Below are 18,957 nucleotides of genomic sequence, written 5' to 3' on the forward strand. Positions count from 1 at the left end.
TATACAAAAACAAAATCGCTCCTTACAATATTCTCGCTAAGCGGATCAGTGCTGTTCTGAGATGGCGATAAAACGTAGCCCGGCTCATGGAACACACCTGTGCCGCGGCAGTTGGATTGCCAGCATGAGTCCAGTAAGCTGCATGCAGCAGCTTCTGGTCTTGAGGAGACACGCCGTGTACTCTGCCTTCCAGCAGGTCCAGAACGTATAACTGCAGCTGGATGCCATCCTTCACACCTGTTACTCTTTCCGCATACGGCTGCAGCTCTCCGGGAGAACGAAGATGTGCAAGCATTTTGCGTACCTCCTGCTCGGACCAAAGCTTTTGCCCTGCCGACGCTGTTCCAGGCTGTATTTGATTCGCTGGCAGATCCGGGTGAAGAAGCGACATCACCCAAGCGCCGAACTGCCCGCTGCGTAAATCGAGCTCCAGCACATCCGCCCGGTCCTCGTATCGGTCACAAGCTCGCGTAGAGGTGCTCCTCATCTGAAAACCGATGCTCCGCAGAAACAGCTTCAAATGCGGATTGGTTGCAACCAGAATGGCTCTCGCCCCGTCTCCCAGTAGGGACAAGCGGTCCAGCACCATATAGCCAACAAGTTCCTCGCGTGTATATCCAGGGACATCGTCTCGAGCCGCAGCCAGCAGCGCAAAGTGTGTATCGCTCTCGTCGGGATCACACTGCATCTCCTCCGGGGCAAAGCATTCTTTCATCTCATGCGGAAAATACTTCAAGAGCAGCTCACTTGTCTCCCGGTGCACCAGCACGGTAATAAACATCGCAATCGGTTCTCCTCGCATGTCACGCTTCAAGACGATTCCCCCGGGATACTGCTGAGCCAGTTCATCCAAAAAGGGAGCATATTTCACAGCCTGCCAAGGTTCAACGCTGTATTCACACCACTGCTGCAGCAGTTTATGCATTGCGGGCAGGTCTTTCATGTTCATCGGTTCTAACGATGAGAACAGAGAGTCGCGGGATACATCGGCATACTTGCGATACTGGAGCATCGCTTCCTGACAGAGCAGCAGCATCTTACGCGCAATCTGACGCCGCTCTTGGGGGCCGGCTTGTTCATGGAGCGGTTTGAGCAGCTCGGCAATTCGAATCCGCATGCACTGCATGCGGTACGGCTCACGCTGCCGAAAGTCTCGCATCAAGTGCACTCTGGCCATATCATGCAGGGCCAGACCATCCGGTGCAGAGCGGATGAAAGACATTCGTCTCAGCATATGATACTCTTCGGGCTTAACCGCAATATCCAGCACAGCAGATAACAGTTCCTGATTTGCCGTCTCCAGCAGGGTTAATACTTCTACCATTGGATGCAGATGCGGCGTAGTAAGCTCAAGCAGGAGCCGGGCACTAATCATATGCGAAAGCTCGGCCCACTCCGCATGAGGAAGGTTTCTTGCTTGATCGGCCGCTTCCACCGCAAGTGCCAATCCAAGTGGATGTCCATCTGTCATTTTTGTTATGGTTCCGGCGACACTCGGTCTTAACGGACCGGCCGCTGCAATATATTCCGCAATCTCATCTGCATTGAAATGCTGCAGCTGCAGCTGTATCAGCCGCTGATACAGCCGTGGGTGCGTTCGCCATGCCGCTGAAAGTTCCGAACGGGAAGCAAGTATGATGAGTACCCCTCTTATATGAAGTTTGGCAATAAAAACTTCCATAAACCAGCCTTCAAGCAGTGCAAGCTCCTCGTAGTTATCTACTGCAATGACGAGCCGCTTTTCCCTGGGCATGCTTTTCAACACAGAGAGCAGCTGCGTGCCATGGCTTTTCAGCAGCCCCAGCTCTACCCCGAGTGTGGATATAAAATAATCTACAAACACCGAGGGTGTCGTACCACATGCCCGTCCGTCCATCCATACAGCCGTTGCTCCTCGTTCCCTGGCTATAGACAGCATTTCTGAAAGCAGTGATGATTTTCCAATCCCACCCATACCGGTAACTGAAAATATAGTCATAGGCGCTTCGGCATGCTCCAACCACTGTCTCAATGTCCTCAGTTCTTTGGTCCGACCGACAAAGCGTTTTCCGTCCCTGACATCGTTCTCATATTGAGCTTCACTACCGTTTCCCATATCTATCCTCCGTACTAGATTCTGACACTTCGACTATTGTTGATTTCTCATAAAATTGAGACTAGATTGAGACGCGCATATGCATATCCAATGTTAGAATCTTGATAAAAGCCAATTTATAGAAAAAGATACAGAGGCGGTTACACATGTATACGAACCGTATCACGGATACATATAACCACTTCTTAACATAAAGCAGCACTCCGCCGAGCACCTGAGCAAGCCTGTACACATCGTTTACCGACTTGGTTTCATGCATCCTTTCGTACCCTACTCCCAGCCCGATCATTCAGGAAAGGCGGATTTATGTGAAAAAACATCTTGATATCTGTAATTTGAGTGCACAACTCGGCATCCGTTCCCAACAGCTTCAAGCTTGGTTAAGCCTGAACAACCCAACTTTAGACCAACAGCAGTATGAATCAAAAAAACCGTATGAACCAAAACGAAGGTCTAATCGTGTAACATCTGCATATCGTCTGGCAGCCCCTGCTTCTTTATCTTTGATTCTCTCATCCGCTTCATCCGTACGTTATCGGGGCCGCCTCTCTAGTGCAGGGTCTTCTCATGGCCTGTCTCGCTCTTCGCAAAGCATACAGCGCATCAATAAGCTGTAATCCTTTCAATACGTTCATATGTGCATTCTCATCTCCCCAACCTTAATTATCAAGGGGACAGCTCATCTCCTCCTTCAATCATGGCGTTAGCAAGCAGCGCCATCTCCAAACACACTCGTTTATCCTGCTGCATATAATCCGTTCCCAGCAGTTCTTCCAGTTTCTCCAGTCGGTTATATAGAGTCTGTCGATGAACGAACAGCTGGGCGGCGGCATCTCTTTTAGATCCAAAATTCGCAAGATAAGCGTCCAGTGTCTCTACCAATCTTAACTGGTGGTTTTGGTCATGCTCGATAAGAACTCCCAGATGATCCATGGCAAACGTCTGCAGGAAAGAAGGCGGCATTGCTTTTAACATTTGATATATACCCATACGATCATAGAAATGAACATGTTTCATCGGTTTGACAGAACGCGCCACCTCAATCACCTGATACGCTTCCTGTAGGCTGTCCTTCAGCCTTGTTAATTGATTTCGAAGTTTGCCGAAACCGGCGTGAATCTGTACTTGCTTCAGATTTGTACTGGCGAACCGTTTGACATCCTGAGTGATGCCTTCCAGCAGCTGCATCAGCTGCTGCTGCGAGGTCGTTCGCGCTTCTTCCTTCGCACAGCAGAGATAGACTTGATTGTTTTTCAGCATGACAAGACTGGTCAGATGATTCTTCTTGAGAAGCGAACGGAGCAGCACCAGAATATCCTGATGATTGGCCTCCATTCGTTCCCGGCCCGTTCCCTTCATACGGTGTTCAATCTCCAGTATACCTCCGGCAAACCAGTACTGCCCCTTCACCAGCAAACGAAGTCCCATGCGGGTTCTCGCCTGCTCTTCCTGCTGAATCTGGTCATTCATCAACTCTTGAATCAGTTCATTCTGGTTGCGTACCATCTTCTCTTCAAGAAATTGAGAACGAAGTGTAAGGGCCGCCGCAGCTTTGGCCGTATAATCCAGAAGCAGTTTAAGATACTCCACAACCGCTGACGGATGCACGATCATACCTATGGCTGAGAACACTTGACCAAAACAGACGACTGGGTAACACAAGAGTGAAGTCCCTTCATCCATGTGAAACCAAAGTTCGGTATCCGAATCGTTCAGATCCAGCTGCTCCACTTCCCGGCTGTACCAGCTATGGATCGCCTGCTCCATCTCCGGGGCAAGTCCGGGCACAAAACTGCCTGCTTCCATTGACGAAATGTACACTACCGGTTTGGCCGCATAGGTATGCAGCAGTTCCAACACAGCAGACAGATCGGTACTCTGCAGCGTTCGCTGTTGAAGTTCGCGGGAATAGGTCTCGAGGCTCTTTAACAATTGGTGCTGATGGTTAATAAGTAGAGAGTGGATATCCTGCGTAATCTCGACAAAACGTACCGGCTCCTCAAATACGATAAGCGGAAACTGGTGCAGGTTCGCGAGTTTAATGAGTGATTCCGGGATGGCATGAATGCTGGTTCCAAACTCTACACATAATCCAGCTGCTTCGCGGTTAATCAGCTGCATCAAATATGCTTCACGACCTTCTTCCGATCGAAGCCATAAACCCGTGGATAAAATAAGATCATGCTGGCTTACAAAAGGAGACACATTGGTTATTTCCAGCACATGGACCCAGCCCACCTGACGATTCAGGCCTTCCTGCCCTGCGGCAAGACGCGCTCGACCAAATACCGGACGCTCGGAGCATATCTCGGACAGTAAATACGCGGTCATTTCGCAAAGTCGATCCCTCTCAGTGTCATTTTTTCTTACATTATAATCGATGGACATAAGTCCTGAATAGACTTATTCGACGAAATGTTGAGTCGATATTTCAAAAATTAGACATGGTGTAAGGTGCAAAACGACGTATGGGGTCATAAACTTGTAGTATAAGCTAACAACCAATAAATGGACGAGGTGCATGGCGATGAGAATCGGAATCCCCAAGGAAATCAAAAACAATGAAAATCGTGTAGCGATGACACCTGCCGGAGCGGCTGATTTCGTAAGTGCCGGGCATCAGGTTTTTATAGAGCAGGGTGCCGGACTAGGCAGTGGATTTCTGGATCAGGAATATACGCAGGCTGGCGCCGTGATTATTGAAACTGCCGCGAAGGTATGGCAGAATGCCGAACTAATCCTTAAAGTAAAGGAACCTCTCGCCGGTGAATACCATTATTTTCGCCCGGGTTTGATTTTGTTCACCTACCTGCACCTCGCCGCAGAGCCAGCCCTTGCCAAAGCACTAATCGAAAAACGGGTAACTGCCCTCGCTTATGAAACATTGGAAGTAGGCGGCTCTCTCCCGCTGCTCACACCCATGAGTGAAGTGGCCGGGCGGATGGCTGCGCAGATCGGTGCGCAGCTTCTGGAGAAGACAGAAGGCGGCAAAGGCATTCTGTTATCGGGCGTACCTGGCGTAAGCCGCGGCCGGGTTGTCATTATTGGCGGCGGCACGGTAGGGACCAACGCGGCCAAAATTGCACTTGGCCTGGGAGCAGATGTGACGATTCTGGATCTGAACCTGAATCGGCTGCGCCAGCTGGACGATATTTTTGGCAATCAGATCCAAACACTGGTCTCCAGCCCTTCCAATATTGCATCCGCTGTCACTTCGGCGGACCTGCTGATCTGTGCGGTGCTGATCCCGGGCGCGAAAGCGCCAACGCTTGTCAGCGAGCAGGTCGTGAAGACCATGTCACCCGGGTCGGTCATTGTGGATGTGGCGATTGATCAGGGCGGGATCGTTGAAACCATTGATCATATCACCACTCACGACGAACCCACCTATGTGAAACATGGTGTCGTGCATTATGCGGTGGCAAACATGCCTGGCGCCGTGCCGCGCACGTCTACGGTGGCACTGACCAACGCCACCCTGCCTTATGCGCTGCAGCTGGCGAACCAGGGTGCAGCTGCTGCGATTCGCGGCAGTTCGTCCATTCGCAGCGCAGTGAATGCGCTGCATGGACATATCACGTACGAGGCGGTTGCCCGCGATCTCGGGCACGCCTATGTTCCTGCAGGACAGGCGCTGGAGGATTCCGCCGCGGTCCAGTAAATCTTGCGGCCGTTCCACCTGGAACCAACCGTGTCCAGCCTGTGGAACGCACAGAAGCGCAGTGCCCGAGGGGAAGATTACCCGGGTGCTGCGCTTCTTTCTTTTTTACACGATCCGTTCACTGCACACTTCGCGAAAATTGCAATCCCGGCATGCTCTGTGCGAAGGCATCGGCGTGAAGTAGGACATGTCCTTGGGACGATTGTAATACTCATCTGCCACACAGGAACGCATCTCCTCGATATAACGCCCTACGCTCTCCTCCACCTTGCGAATATCCTCCTCGGTGGCCCTGAACTCTTTATGTTTGCCGGTCAACAGGTACTCCACCCGAATCTCAATCTGCTCCAGCGGAATCTGGTAGTGCTCTCTTACATAGGAAGCGTACAAGATTAACTGATCGGAGAAATCATCCTCTTTGCCCGTCTTCCAGTCCACAATGACAATGTTACCGCTGCTGCGTCTGTATAATAAGTCCATCTTCACATACACGCGTGTATCATGCAGCAGCAGCGTATCCCATTTCTCAATCTCCAGAATCGTTGTGCTCGCACGGGACAAGTCTTCCCACGTCAGCGTCCGATACAGGTTACCTACGCAGGCGCCCGCACGTTCGCGAATAGTTGCGATCCGGTCGTTCAGTGTATCGTCGCCATAATAAATTTCGGACAACATCGTATGATTCTTCGGATGAAGACGCCACTGCTCGGGATTCATCGAATCCTTATAAGCCTGATTCAGCAGGTCACGTATCGTTTTCTCCAAGAAAACCTCACGCGGCTTGGGTTTCCCCTCTACCCTGCTCCGTACAGCCGACTCACACATCCGGTGTGCCAGATCACCAAAGACCAAATACAGATTGCTTAGCTGCTTCAGACGATACAGACGTACCTGCATCTCATCAGCTGATTCTGTTTTCCAACCGTTATGGGCACCGTAATAATGATAATAATATTTGCGCAGGCACTCATCGAACATACTCGCCCGCGACTGCGAATAAGACCACTGCGGGTATTGTGCCATATGAAATCTGCCTTTCTGTATATCGGATTTCCCCATACCAAATGCTGCATTAGGTACCGTAGGGTGGGTTCGAGGAACATTTATGTTTAATTTCTTCACGCCTCGCTCTGCAGCACAATGGACTGGAAGATCCTTTTATTGCTCACAGTATAAAGCTCTGACCGTTATGCCGCAACCCGGCTTGCATTATTTTCTTCCGAACGGAACCGTTTGAGGGGCGATACGTATCGTTTATATAGTTACATCAGGATGAAGAAAGCGGCACTCGTCATCGGTGAAGGAGATGATGATTCGGCTGCTCGGCATTAGAAATGAAGTTAGAATAAGAGGATTATTCTTCTATGCCGGGTAAGGGAATTGTCTTGTTTCAGGATCATCAGAATAAGGCGACCATGACGTGTTAATAGTGTTAGAATACTGAGATTGATTTTGTCAGGATAAAGAGGAAAAAAGACAATAGCGGGAATAAGCGTGAAAGCGGGAGAAGGAGTCGATCAGGGAGAGATTGGCATCTTAGTCTAGCCTCTCCATGCGGCGCTAACGATCCCCACAGACCTTATTCGCCCATTTTGTTGAGGATTAGAAACCTAACGATCTCCAGAGACGCTATTTAGCTGGATTTCAGCTGTCAGAGCGCTAAAATGGACGAATTACGCCAAATAGCGTAACTACGAATCGTTAGAATGTCAACATGGCTGTTTGGGGCGAAATAAGGCTTCTGGAGATCGTTAGAATTTGTGGAGGCGCTGAAACGTGGGATGATACAGGATTAGTTGCTGGAGTAACTTATTATGGTGGTGCGCATCAGTCCATTTACTTGAGTAACTTGCCATCGCGGTATATGCATCAGCCCAATTCACTTGATTCACTTATCAACGGGACCCACACCGACTTATTTACTTGAGTTACTTACTATCGTGGTTTTAGCATCAGCACACTTACTTGAGTTACTTGCCGTGATGGTGCACAGCGGCCCACTGGAACCTCATCAGCACCCTTCCACCCACTCATACATCAGAAAGTTGAATTCGATCATGAACAGCATTAATCTATTACGTGAATATAGTTTTCATATGAGTCTCTAACCATTTACAATCCTACTGAACTACTATTGCGGTGCGATTTACAGTACAACTAGAGTATAGAACACAGCGAACCACCCTTAATAACACTGCATACAATCACTACTGAAAATATGTACAGGCATATCCAAAAGGAGGCGCCACCATGAAGCAGCCGGATTGGTTCCAAGCGGAAGCAGCATTACAACAAATTCAAGTCATCGGAAGCGATCGAAATGAGCTGGTAAACATTATCGGCGAGGCAGCAGGAGTAAACTGCATTGGAATTGGTACGGATGCGGCTGTATTTACGTACGATCAGCTGCCGCAGTATGCCTTCAAAATGTACTCGGATCATGCTTTGGATAAATTAAATAATGAAAAACAGGTCTACACCCAGCTCCAGGGCCTGCCCTACTTCCCGACCTATTACGGCAGCGGCCGAAATATACTTGTCATTAGTTACGAACCCGGAGACACCTTGCTGGAATGTTTGGAAAAAGGAATCCCCGTCCCCGAGCAGGTCATGCTCGATGTAGACGCAGCGCGAGAAGCCGTTCGTCGCCTTGGGCTGAATCCACGCGACATCCATCTCAAAAATGTGCTTCTCCAGAATGGACGCGGCAAAGTGCTAGACGTATCGGAGTATATTCAGGAGGGAGACGATCATCGCTGGGAGCATCTGGTGTGGGCCTATCACAACATCTATCCACGTATCAAAGGTACACCGATCTCCCCCCGGATGCTGCAGACGATCAAATGGACATATAACCAGCTTGATCAGGCCAATCTCAAACTGGAAGACCTCTCTAAAAAAGCGAATCGACTGCTCTCCAGGTTCCTGAAATAAAACCACCCGGGTTTAGCCGAAAATCGGTTAAACCCGGGTGGTTCTTTACCTTTTTTTCTGCTTCACTTCTGCCCGGCTTCCTGCACATTTTCCCGCTCCGCTTCCTGCTCCTCTTCTATTCCTATCCCTTCTCATCAAACCTTATGTTCATGCCTTTCCTTTTCTCTGCCGCTTCTTCATCCATTCTTCATCCCCCGTGCCTGTGAAGGCGTCATTCCCTTGTACTGCTTGAATAATTTTGTAAAATAGTTTGCATTGTCACAGCCGACCTTGGCGGCAATCTCCGTTACTGTAAGACTGCTTCCCTGCAGCATGCGCTCTGCTTCACTCATCCTGCATCCGTTTACGTATTCTACGAGCGTACGTCCGGTAAGCTTTTTGAACATTTTGCAGAAATGGTACACGTTAAGCCCCACTTGGCCTGCAGCTTCACTTACAGATAATTTCTCCTGCGGCTCAGCCTCAATATGTGCAATTAACCGTTTAAACCGCTCGCGGTTAGGAAAATACCCTCCGCCCGATCGATCACGCAGCTGATGCGGCATAAACGTCCGGGCCATCAGGGTAAACAAGGCATGCAGCTTGGATTTCACCACAAGTTGGTAGGCTGGAGGCTGCATCGCCATCTCATCTACGGCTTCATTTAATAAAGAATAATAGCCAGCACAGGCTGCATTCTCAGCGGCCGGTTTAACCGGAAACCGCACACTGCCTTCCAGATAGGGCGCGACATACTGTTCGTGCACAGGATCGCTAGCAAAATCCTGAAACAGACCACGATTGACTACAATGGAGTCGTAATACACATCCCCCTCATCCAATGCGTATCCAACATGCAGTGCACCACCCGGGATGATAATGACCTCTCCCGCCTCGGCTTCATAAGGCCGGCTGTCAACATGGAATACCGCTCTTCCTTTACGCATAATGATCCATTCAAAATGCTCATGCCAGTGCAGATATAAAATGCATTCTTCAGCTTTTTTATCGGCACAGCGATTTTGGAACAGCTGAAACGGATGGGATTTATGATCAATTCGCGTATTCTCGTGAAGCGCTTTCAAGTCCAGCACGGCTTTCTTCCCCCTCACCACAAAATCCGACTAATAAAGCACAAAATTGTTTAGAGCCTTCGCGCAGCTCCACGGCTATAATGAGTGTGTCACGAAGTACTATAAGCCAATATTGGAGTGAAATACAACCATGAATCCATCTATTCGTATCGGAACCCTTGTAGGCGGCCAGGATGCCGTTCGAGTCATTCCGCAGATCATGCAGCACGGCTTTGAATCCTTTAACCTGACGTTCTGGCAAACGACAGGAAGCCTTGACCTGGCAGAGACGGCCAAACGCGTTCGCGACATCGTTGACGAACAAGGCATTACTATTTCGGCTTTAAGTGTATTTGGTAATCCGCTCACCGGAACAGGGGATAACGCTGATACCTTGGCAAGCTGGGAGCGAGCTATTGACCATGCGCAGCTGTTTGGAGCAGATATTGTCTCCGGCTTTACCGGACGATTGACCAATCAGCCGATCGATGAATCGATTCCACGATTCAAGGAAGTGTTTGGTGAACTGGCGCGACGGGCGGCAGACCGGGGTGTGCGCATTGCTTTTGAAAATTGTGATATGGATGGGACGTGGCAGACCGGCGACTGGAATATTGCACATAACCCGGCTGCCTGGGAATTGATGTTTAATGCTGTACCTGATGAAAATGTCGGTCTGGAGTGGGAGCCGTGCCACCAGATGGTCAGCCTGATCGATCCGATTCCACAGCTCCGCAAATGGGCTCCGAAAGTGTTCCACGTCCACGGCAAGGATGCAACCATCGCCTGGGATGTAGTTAAGGAACATGGCGTACACGGCCCCCATGAGTTTGTATGGCATCGCACACCCGGCTTTGGGGACAGCAATTGGGCAGATATCATCACCATTTTGCGTCAGAACGGCTATCAGGGTACCATCGACATTGAAGGCTGGCACGATCCGGTGTATCGCGATGAACTTGAAATGACCGGGCAGGTCCATGCATTGAATTATTTGAAACACTGCCGCGGAGGAAGCTTTGTACCCAATCCGGTGTAACAGATAAACACCAGCACCTCATTTACCTAGGAATACGGGAACAAGCACATTCCCGGTGATCACATGTATTATTCACATCTTTGCGAGGGAGTTGAACATATGACCTATCCTTATAGGGTTATCATTGCAGGCTGCGGAGTAATGGCTAACACCTGGGCCGACTATGCCAAAGAGCGACCAGATACTGAAATCGTGGGACTCGTTGATCTTTACGAAGACACAGCATCTGCTTTCGCCAAGCGCCATAATCTTGCCTGTCCAACATTTACGAACATTCGTGATGCGCTTCAGGCTGTCGATGCCAACATTGTATTTGATGTGACCATTCCTTCCAGCCATTACGATATCGCTATGACTTCACTGCAGGCAGGTTGTCACGTTTTTGGCGAAAAACCGCTTGCTGAATCGTTCTCGGACTGCACCGATATTGTGCAAACCGCCCGCAGCACAGGACGCATTCAGGCCGTCATGCAGAATCGACGTTTCGATCCTCGCATCCGTGCCTATCGTCAGCTTATTTCCAGCGGAACGATCGGACAGCCAGGATATGCCGGGGCAGACTTCTTCCTTGGCCCGCACTTTGGCGGTTTCCGTGACCTTATGGACAGCCCGCTGCTGCTGGATATGGCGATACATACCTTTGATCAGGCGCGTTTTATCCTTGGAGCCAATCCGGTGTCGGTGTACTGCCACGAATTTAATCCTCCTGGTTCTTGGTATAAAGGCAATGCGATGGCGATATGTATTTTCGAGATGTCCGACGGGTCTGTGTTCGACTATCGCGGGTCCTGGTGTACTGAGGGCGTGCCTACATCATGGGAAGCAAACTGGCGGGTGACGGGTGAAAAAGGAACCGCCATCTGGGATGGTCATGACAGCATCTATGCTGAAGTGGTCAGCACGCTTACGCTGGAGGCTGATGGCAAGCCATCTTTTCTCCAGCGCGGTGAACGAATTGAAGCCGAGCTGCCCGTGATGGGCAAGACCGGACACCACGGCTGCCTGGAAGACATGTTTACTGCACTTGAAGAAGGACGCCTGCCCGAAACGGATTGCAGCGACAATCAATACAGCATGGCTATGGTTCTCGCGTCCCTCGAAAGCGCACGTACCGGGCAAAAGGTTCAGATTGCCGATTTGTTGAAAACGCTATAAAAACGATAGAACTCATATGAAGCTTGTTTGTAGGTTGTTAGAAAGCTGTTTTAGAGTTATTTAATTGATTTGATTATATCCTCTTATACAAACAAACCCGGATGCCATCTCCAGAACTAATCCCTGTCTCACAAACAGGGGTCAGTCCCCTCCCTCGGCCGTCCGGGCTTTTTTTTCATATGCAGCGAACGAACTTAGAACTCTTCTGAATACATCTCCAGCATAGCGACTTGTCAAAATATACGGCGATCACCCTGAATCTTCAGCTAAAGAATACCTTTCTTCATCGCCTTGTACACCAGCTGCGCAAACAAACTGTTGGACCATGCGAACCATGGACGCGTGTACGTATGCGGATCATCGACATGAAAACCTTCGTGCATATACCCCGTTCCCGCGTCGGTGTTCTCCAGCAAATCAATCATGGCGAGCATCTCCGCGTCATTGTCTGCCGTCAGTCCTTGCATGGATAATGCCATATGCCAGATGTACCCGGGAGGAGTGTGCGGGCTGCCAATGCCCTTGGCCGCTGTTCCTTCATAATAGTACGGATTTTCTTTACTCAATATAAAACGCCGTGTATTCTGATACACCACATCTCCCACGGATACATATCCGATATAAGGGATCGACATGAGTCCCGGTGTGCCCGCATCATCCATTAGACAGACGTTGCCATACCCGTCCGTTTCGTAAGCGTAAATCTGTCCATGTACCGGATGACGATAGGTACCATACAGGGCAATGCCGTGCCGGATTTCCTCCTCCAGGCGCGCCATACGGCCCACTAGCTGTTCATCACGGAACACCCATTTTGCAATCTCCCCCATCTGGCTCAGCGTCACTGCGGCGAACATATTGGACGGAATATTGTAGTGAAAATCACAGGCATCGTCGCTTGGGCGAAAGCCTGACCAGATCATGCCCGTATAGTTTACTGACATCCCCATTCCCTTGTTACGCAGTGTATCGTGCGCCGGGCAGTTACGCCGCATGAATCGATACGGGGATTGCTCTACATGACGCTGTTCTGTCTCCCACAGGTGCACGATCTGCTCCATAACCTTTTTAAAACGTTCATCAAAGATGTCTGTTAACTCAGTCTCACGCCAATATGTATAGGCCAGCTTCATGGAGAAACACAACGAATCCAGTTCAAACTTCCGTTCCCATACCCAAGGTGACATCTCTGTCTCATCATTCGCGTCCCAGTGCCAGCCATTGGCCGTTTCGTTAAAAGCGTTAGCATAGATGTCTATATCCGCATAGAATGTATGCCGTTTAATCAGCCCTCCGATAATCCGCTGCAGCTGCGCTTCATCCTTCGCCAGCGGAACATAATGGATCACTTGCTCCACTGAATCCCGGAGCCACATGGCAGGGATATCTCCCGTAATAACAAAGGTTGTACCATCATCTAACAGCTTGGTGGTCGTTTCGAGCGTGTTTGGAAAACAATTGCGAAACTGAGCCAGCAGCTTCGGTCTGTGCTTTAAGCGTTCATCTGCTTCAGCCAAAACATTAAGAACAGCTTGGGGTAATTCTAGCTCAGGCATCGGAATTTTAGGTAATCTGAACTGATCCATGGGAGTCCTCTCCTTTTTTATGTAAACTGTTAATCAACCAAAATAGACTAATATAGACCTTCCAATAGGACTATTGTTATTTTTGTTAGTTTAATTTATAATAACGTTATCATTCTGTAAGTTTACCTTTTACATGTAGGCACGTCAATTCACAATTAATCAGTTTCCTATTCAAACATCTACCTATAGAACATAAGTCATTCACCTACACGTCCATCCCGACTCATCCATCTGTCCATAAAAGGAGTAACCATATGTCTCGAAAAGTATCGATCCAGACGCTGGCTGACCAGCTGGGGTTATCCAAATATGCCGTGTCCCGCGCGCTCAGCGGTAAAACCGGCGTCAGCGAATCTACGCGTGCACGTGTTCTGGAACTTGCCCGTGCACTCGGGTATCGTCAGAATACACCCGGCTCGGCGGGTCATACTGCCAATACCAATCAGGCTCATGAAGCCGAGCCCCCATTTACCCTAATATGTATGAATCAGCTTAACCGCGGTGAGCCGCACTATTGGCAGCGTGTACTGTCAGGCATCATCTCTGGCTGTAACGAGCAAGGCTGGCATCACGTCATTGTGTCACCTTCACTGGACTTGCCGGGCAAGGAGATTTCACCTGAAAAAGCGATCGCACCTCATCTCGACTGGACACGCTGTGCCGGAATTATCGTTATGGGCGCTTTCCCGCATACCGTGCTGCAAACACTGGTACAGACAGGCCACCCCATGATTTTGGTCGATCATCAGGAGCCTTTGCTGAACTGTGATACGATCAGTCATGATAATCTGGAAGCTGGCATTACCGCTGCCAGATATCTGATATCGAAGCAGTGCAGACGAATCGGCTTGATTACCGATGACGGCCGTGCGGCAAGTTTTGCACAGCGTAAGATTGGAATCGAGCTGGCTTTGAATTATTTTCATACCGAGGCAGGGGAAGACGTGAGCTTTCAAGCTTGGGAGGTAGCCTATGAGAGAGGTGAATGGGTGAACAAACTCGCCGCCACAATTAATCGGCTCCCTGCTGAAGAACGCCCTGAAGCGTGGATTGGCGCAAACGACGATATCGCGATGCAGTGGATGCAGAAACTCGGGCAGATGAGCGTCTCGGTACCACAGGATTGTCTAGTCATTGGAATCGACAATGTGTACGCTGCGGCTTCCTCATCTCCTCCCCTTACAACGGTGCACTTGTGCAAAGAGGAACTTGGACGGCGTGCTGTCGAGGCTTTGCAGCGTCGAATCGAACGCCCCGGGACACCGAAGGAAACGGTTATGTTGTCCACCACATTGATTCCAAGAGATTCGGCTTAATGGCCTATCCACATCAAAAAAGAGCCTCGCATTTTGATGATGCAAGGCTCTTTTCTTTATAATTTATACTCGAAGACGTTTCCTAAAAGCGCTCACACTACGTTGTGACTATATGACTTCGCGTCTAATCTGTTATTGAACGATCTTGCCAACCTTTGCTTAGTGCTCGTTATTGATCCCAAGGCATACTTGAATCACTCGTAAGTTTTACTTTCCAGTCTACATCCCCGAAACCACGATGCACCACGGTTCGTTTTAAAGTCAATTTCGTACCCTTATCCTTGTTAAAACCATGAACAATCAGCTTTAGGTCATTAACAACGTACTCTTCCTTATTATTGGGTTTGTCTCGAATACCCATCACTTCGACAGGATACTCTCTTCCCTTAGGATCGATTGCAATCCACTGATCACCATAAAATTCATTTTTAAAAACACCGCCTCCCTCCAGAACCAGGGAAGCTTTCTTCTCCACGCCTGTATGAGCAGATTGCTGCCCAAACTGATAACTGTAGTCCATTACATCTATCAAATCCCCAAGGTGATTAAACGAGGCAAATAAACGATACGGATTATCCTTTCTGCTCAGATCAACTTCCATCGTCTGCCCCTCTTTCACAGGTATCGTGTAACCATCCAGGACAAAGCGAATATTGTCTGAATTCAATGTTACCAAAGACGGGTCCCATGTCTCCGATATCTTAAGTGGTCCTCCTGCACTCACTTGACTCAGATCACGATAACGGAATTTGGCCTGACGTGCAATGGGCCTGCCCCCGTTGAAAACGCGGTACTCTCCCGTGTCCATAACTTCAATATGATACAGAATGTCCATGTCCTTAGCCCAACCTTCTGCTGCTTTAGCGCGAAGCTCGTCGTTCAGATTCACTTCCAGATCAAGCCGGGTTCCATTTGGTGTCTGCACCAATTGTGTCATAGCCAGTTCCAGCCCCTCCGGTGTTGTATAGGACGCATTCATCGGGGTTTCTTTGGACATCACTTTGGCTTGGGTCATATCCAATTTGAACTGGAAGCCCCAGTTCACGGACACCTTTTTGTCCGTATAGGTTTGGGTATTCGCATCATAGCCATAACCATCCCCTACATTTAAATGTCCGAAGTCTCCACGAACAATGATTTCATCAGGGATATCTTGGTGCAGCTGAAACACAAGCTTATTAAAAGAGCCGCTCCCTTGCCTTGTATCAAACGCAAGCTCAGCAACGTCTTTTCCGTTTTTATCCGTGATGTGGATATCCTCGGCTTTTGAGCCGAGCAGATACATCGCTGTCCCATCAGGCGCCGTTTGCTGCAGCATAAGTATAAGTTGAGAACCGTCTACAAGCACATCTTCAATCTTGAGTTTGTAACCCTGATCATTAATATCCATGTTCGGGTTCACCACAAGTCCAAGCGGTTGAAGCCGTTTGTAGTCGTCTGCCAAATCGGCATCTCTCAGAACTTCCGGGACAGGAATATTAGGCAAAGGAGGAATACTTACGACGTTTACAGGCGGCTGAACTGGCTTTTCCTTTGTCAGATCCCAAGCAGCCCAAGCTCCTCCTGCAAGCAGTACCGCAGACGCTGCGGCGATTCCCGTTCGATAAGTCCATGTCCTCTTATGCGACTTTTTGGTTTCCCATGGTACCTGCACATGAGGTTCTTCCATAGACACATGATCCAGCTTCTGCATCACTTGTAATGTAAAATCTGCATCCGGCCCCTCGCGGAACAGCTCCTCTTCCCACTTGCGATCCTGCTTCTTGTCCTGCTCACTTGAAATAGGCTTCATAGGTAGATAAACCTCCTTTACGTTCCATCTGCTTTCTCAGCATTTTCTTCCCTCGATAGAGTGCATTACGCACTTGTGCGTCATTCATATCTGTAATTGTGGCGATCTCTTCATAGGTCAACTCATTGGTGTATTTCAAGAGCAGTACAAGCTTGTACGTTTCCGGCAACTGTTTAAGCTGAAGATGGATTTCGCGCTTCATCTCCTTGTGCAGCAAGCGTTTCTCAGGTGTTTCTTCACAAACCGAATAGATATCCTGATCTGCCGTCATCACCGCTTTCTTTTTCCGCATATGATCCCTCATCACGTTCACGGCAATGGTATACACCCAGGCCGAGAAACTGCTGCCTTCTCTTCTGGTCGGCAGATATCGATAGATGCGGATAAATGTATCCTGCGCGAGATCCTGGGCATCCGGGTGACTTGCGCCCATTCCGCGCATAATGCCGTAGACTTTATTTTTATATCGATCCACGAGCATGCTGAACAGCTGTTTGTCCCCGTCTATAATGCGCTGAATCAGTTCCTCCTCCGGTATCTGATGTGTCATGTAATCCTCCTTCTCTACAGCGTCCATGCATGGTTCTGTACTATATAGACGGAAGCCCTCCCTGAAACTTCTCACTTGTTCTAAAAAAAGAATCCACCCTCTCCGGCCATCGCCGAACGGGGTGAACTCACATAATCGCAGAACGGTTGAACTCACTTATACGAAGCTATTTCCAGTCATTACAGAGAACCCTCTCATTGTCCACCGTTCTTCTCCGCCACAAAATCCGCAAGCTGGGCATAGATTGCCACAATTTCATCCATCGACATGCGTACAAGTCCACTGGACGAAGGCGCAACGAACTCCTGAATCTCTTTCACAACCGGGTCATCCTGGAATCCCCACTGCACTTTGGACCGTTTGCTGTACTGGGTGTATACCCCTTTGCCGACAAAACAGGCAATATCCGGGCGGTAAGTCTCCAGCTTTTTGCGTAAAATCTCGCGTCCTTCCGCATACTCTTCCTTCGTAATATCCTCTATGCCTTTCGTTGGGCGGGCTACGATATTGGTGAAGCCATATCCCAGCTTCAGCAGTTCTCCGTCCTCTGTGGTATCGTACAGGCGCGGGGTCAGCCCGGAACGTTCCAGAATACGCCAGAAACGATTGCCTTTATATGCATAATGGTGGCCAGTCTCCCCCGAGGTAATGCTTGGGTTAAAGCCGATAAATAAAATCGATAGACCGGTATCCAGATGATCCGGGATCATAGTGCAGCACCTCCTGAACTTTTTTGAGCAAATGACCTTGCGACTGTGTATAAAATGATATAATGATCGAAGTGTTTTCCGTAAAGAACAGAAATTTTCATGAAAAAGGAAGCTGAACCAATGATTGCAGACATCATGTTAGAAGTCGTCCTGCCCGTCTTTCTCCTGATTGCTGTCGGGTCCTGGATGCAAAAGGTGTTCAAGCTGGACTTGTACACTCTCGCCAAGATCAATTTCTATTGTATTACCCCCGCAGCCGTCTTTATGAGCATGTATCACTCCAATATGTCCGGTGAACTGCTTGGCACGGTTACGCTTTTTTACGCGATCTATGTACTTATTCTCTATATTATCGGCTCTGTGGTTTCCCGCTCATTCCGCATGAACAAAGGCATGAAAGCTGCCTTCAACAACAGCATCATGCTGGATAACGCAGGCAACTACGGTCTGCCGATTAACGCACTGGTATTCCGGGGTGACCCGCTCGCCTCTTCCATTCAGGCACTGGTCATGTCCCTGCAGTCTTTGCTTACTTTCACCTATGGTGTATTGTCGATCCAAGGTGCGAAGCTAAAGGGCAACTACCGTGCAGTCATTATCGGTTTTCTGAAAATGCCTGTACCGTATGCATTGCTGTTAGGCATTTTGTTTCAGGCGTGGAAGCTGCCTTTGCCTACATTTCTGTCCATGCCACTCACCTATGCACAGCAAAGTATGGTTGCCGTTGCACTGCTGACACTCGGGGCACAAATTGTGAAATATCCGATTCGATTATATCGTCTTGATGTGTATATTAGCACATTTATACGCCTGCTGATTGGTCCGGCAATCGGCATCAGCATCGTGCTGCTGCTCGGAATGGAAGGCATTGCCGCTCAGGCACTCATCATCGCATCCGGTATGCCTACCGGGGTCAACTCATCCATTCTTGCCGAGGAATATGATAACGAACCTGATTTTGCAGCCCAGACGGTGCTGATCTCAACACTTCTTAACATTATTACGATTACGGCCCTGATTTCGTATGCCAAAACGTTCTAAAACACAGGCAGCGCCATATACACTTC

The 18,957-nt window shown here is 49.1% G+C and carries 14 protein-coding genes; 6 read left to right on the top strand and 8 right to left on the bottom strand.

The features are described 5' to 3' along the window. Nucleotides 1-22 precede the first annotated feature (22 nt). Both ABXS70_RS20445 and ABXS70_RS20450 read right to left on the bottom strand, forming a co-directional pair. Complete coding sequence (locus ABXS70_RS20445) at nt 23-2,095, bottom strand: ATP-binding protein (RefSeq protein ID WP_366290422.1); 2,073 nt, start codon at nt 2,093-2,095, stop codon at nt 23-25. A gap of 666 nt (nt 2,096-2,761) precedes the next feature. After that, nucleotides 2,762-4,426 (bottom strand): PucR family transcriptional regulator ligand-binding domain-containing protein, encoded by a 1,665-nt coding sequence (locus ABXS70_RS20450; RefSeq protein ID WP_366290425.1) that lies wholly within the window; start codon nt 4,424-4,426, stop codon nt 2,762-2,764. A gap of 196 nt (nt 4,427-4,622) precedes the next feature. Between ABXS70_RS20450 and ald the strand changes: the two genes are divergently transcribed. Continuing rightward, nucleotides 4,623-5,756 (top strand): alanine dehydrogenase, encoded by a 1,134-nt coding sequence (ald, locus tag ABXS70_RS20455; protein ID WP_342554540.1) that lies wholly within the window; start codon nt 4,623-4,625, stop codon nt 5,754-5,756. A 105-nt stretch (nt 5,757-5,861) separates the two neighbouring features. Here the strand turns inward: ald and ABXS70_RS20460 are convergent, their stop codons facing one another. Continuing rightward, nucleotides 5,862-6,779, bottom strand: coding sequence for a PD-(D/E)XK nuclease family protein (locus tag ABXS70_RS20460; protein WP_342554539.1), 918 nt, complete (start codon nt 6,777-6,779; stop codon nt 5,862-5,864). 1,227 nt (nt 6,780-8,006) lie between these two features. Between ABXS70_RS20460 and ABXS70_RS20465 the strand changes: the two genes are divergently transcribed. Further along, nucleotides 8,007-8,690, top strand: coding sequence for a serine/threonine protein kinase (locus ABXS70_RS20465; protein ID WP_342554538.1), 684 nt, complete (start codon nt 8,007-8,009; stop codon nt 8,688-8,690). 176 nt (nt 8,691-8,866) lie between these two features. Here ABXS70_RS20465 and ABXS70_RS20470 read toward each other — a convergent pair whose 3' ends face one another. After that, the gene (locus ABXS70_RS20470) at nt 8,867-9,763 is read right to left on the bottom strand and encodes an AraC family transcriptional regulator (protein WP_342554537.1); all 897 of its coding nucleotides are present in this window, start codon (nt 9,761-9,763) and stop codon (nt 8,867-8,869) included. Nucleotides 9,764-9,893: 130 nt separating this feature from the next. Here ABXS70_RS20470 and ABXS70_RS20475 point away from each other — a divergent pair, with 130 nt between their 5' ends. Together ABXS70_RS20475 and ABXS70_RS20480 are read left to right on the top strand one after the other, a co-directional pair. Beyond that, nucleotides 9,894-10,781: a sugar phosphate isomerase/epimerase gene (locus tag ABXS70_RS20475; RefSeq protein ID WP_342554536.1), complete on the top strand. Its 888-nt coding sequence runs from the start codon at nt 9,894-9,896 to the stop codon at nt 10,779-10,781. 99 nt (nt 10,782-10,880) lie between these two features. Then, nucleotides 10,881-11,936: a Gfo/Idh/MocA family oxidoreductase gene (locus tag ABXS70_RS20480; protein ID WP_342554535.1), complete on the top strand. Its 1,056-nt coding sequence runs from the start codon at nt 10,881-10,883 to the stop codon at nt 11,934-11,936. 266 nt (nt 11,937-12,202) lie between these two features. Here the strand turns inward: ABXS70_RS20480 and ABXS70_RS20485 are convergent, their stop codons facing one another. Continuing rightward, the gene (locus tag ABXS70_RS20485) at nt 12,203-13,522 is read right to left on the bottom strand and encodes a glycoside hydrolase family 125 protein (RefSeq protein ID WP_342554534.1); all 1,320 of its coding nucleotides are present in this window, start codon (nt 13,520-13,522) and stop codon (nt 12,203-12,205) included. A 254-nt stretch (nt 13,523-13,776) separates the two neighbouring features. Between ABXS70_RS20485 and ABXS70_RS20490 the strand changes: the two genes are divergently transcribed. After that, nucleotides 13,777-14,838 (top strand): LacI family DNA-binding transcriptional regulator, encoded by a 1,062-nt coding sequence (locus ABXS70_RS20490; RefSeq protein WP_342554533.1) that lies wholly within the window; start codon nt 13,777-13,779, stop codon nt 14,836-14,838. Nucleotides 14,839-15,007: 169 nt separating this feature from the next. On the opposite strand, the gene ABXS70_RS20495 is transcribed toward ABXS70_RS20490, so the two are convergent. From ABXS70_RS20495 to ABXS70_RS20505, 3 genes are all read right to left on the bottom strand, one after another. Continuing rightward, nucleotides 15,008-16,630 (bottom strand): hypothetical protein, encoded by a 1,623-nt coding sequence (locus ABXS70_RS20495; protein WP_342554532.1) that lies wholly within the window; start codon nt 16,628-16,630, stop codon nt 15,008-15,010. Then, nucleotides 16,611-17,180: a sigma-70 family RNA polymerase sigma factor gene (locus tag ABXS70_RS20500; protein WP_342554531.1), complete on the bottom strand. Its 570-nt coding sequence runs from the start codon at nt 17,178-17,180 to the stop codon at nt 16,611-16,613. The genes ABXS70_RS20495 and ABXS70_RS20500 overlap by 20 nt, the downstream gene beginning before the upstream one ends. Nucleotides 17,181-17,374: 194 nt before the next feature. Further along, on the bottom strand, nt 17,375-17,890 hold the full coding sequence (locus ABXS70_RS20505) for a mismatch-specific DNA-glycosylase (RefSeq protein WP_342554530.1): 516 nt from the start codon (nt 17,888-17,890) through the stop codon (nt 17,375-17,377). 120 nt (nt 17,891-18,010) lie between these two features. Between ABXS70_RS20505 and ABXS70_RS20510 the strand changes: the two genes are divergently transcribed. Beyond that, nucleotides 18,011-18,931, top strand: coding sequence for an AEC family transporter (locus tag ABXS70_RS20510; RefSeq protein ID WP_342554529.1), 921 nt, complete (start codon nt 18,011-18,013; stop codon nt 18,929-18,931). Nucleotides 18,932-18,957: the final 26 nt, after the last annotated feature.

The organism is Paenibacillus sp. AN1007 (assembly GCF_040702995.1).
In the GTDB taxonomy this organism is placed as follows: domain Bacteria; phylum Bacillota; class Bacilli; order Paenibacillales; family Paenibacillaceae; genus Paenibacillus.

Bases quoted from the DNA above. Each gene is read 5' to 3' on its own strand.
- ABXS70_RS20445 (WP_366290422.1), bottom strand. From the start codon at position 2,095: ATGGGAAACGGTAGTGAAGCTCAATATGAGAACGATGTCAGGGACGGA.
- ABXS70_RS20450 (WP_366290425.1), bottom strand. From the start codon at position 4,426: ATGACCGCGTATTTACTGTCCGAGATATGCTCCGAGCGTCCGGTATTT.
- ald (WP_342554540.1), top strand. From the start codon at position 4,623: ATGAGAATCGGAATCCCCAAGGAAATCAAAAACAATGAAAATCGTGTA.
- ABXS70_RS20460 (WP_342554539.1), bottom strand. From the start codon at position 6,779: ATGGCACAATACCCGCAGTGGTCTTATTCGCAGTCGCGGGCGAGTATG.
- ABXS70_RS20465 (WP_342554538.1), top strand. From the start codon at position 8,007: ATGAAGCAGCCGGATTGGTTCCAAGCGGAAGCAGCATTACAACAAATT.
- ABXS70_RS20475 (WP_342554536.1), top strand. From the start codon at position 9,894: ATGAATCCATCTATTCGTATCGGAACCCTTGTAGGCGGCCAGGATGCC.
- ABXS70_RS20480 (WP_342554535.1), top strand. From the start codon at position 10,881: ATGACCTATCCTTATAGGGTTATCATTGCAGGCTGCGGAGTAATGGCT.
- ABXS70_RS20485 (WP_342554534.1), bottom strand. From the start codon at position 13,522: ATGGATCAGTTCAGATTACCTAAAATTCCGATGCCTGAGCTAGAATTA.
- ABXS70_RS20490 (WP_342554533.1), top strand. From the start codon at position 13,777: ATGTCTCGAAAAGTATCGATCCAGACGCTGGCTGACCAGCTGGGGTTA.
- ABXS70_RS20495 (WP_342554532.1), bottom strand. From the start codon at position 16,630: ATGAAGCCTATTTCAAGTGAGCAGGACAAGAAGCAGGATCGCAAGTGG.
- ABXS70_RS20500 (WP_342554531.1), bottom strand. From the start codon at position 17,180: ATGACACATCAGATACCGGAGGAGGAACTGATTCAGCGCATTATAGAC.
- ABXS70_RS20505 (WP_342554530.1), bottom strand. From the start codon at position 17,890: ATGATCCCGGATCATCTGGATACCGGTCTATCGATTTTATTTATCGGC.
- ABXS70_RS20510 (WP_342554529.1), top strand. From the start codon at position 18,011: ATGATTGCAGACATCATGTTAGAAGTCGTCCTGCCCGTCTTTCTCCTG.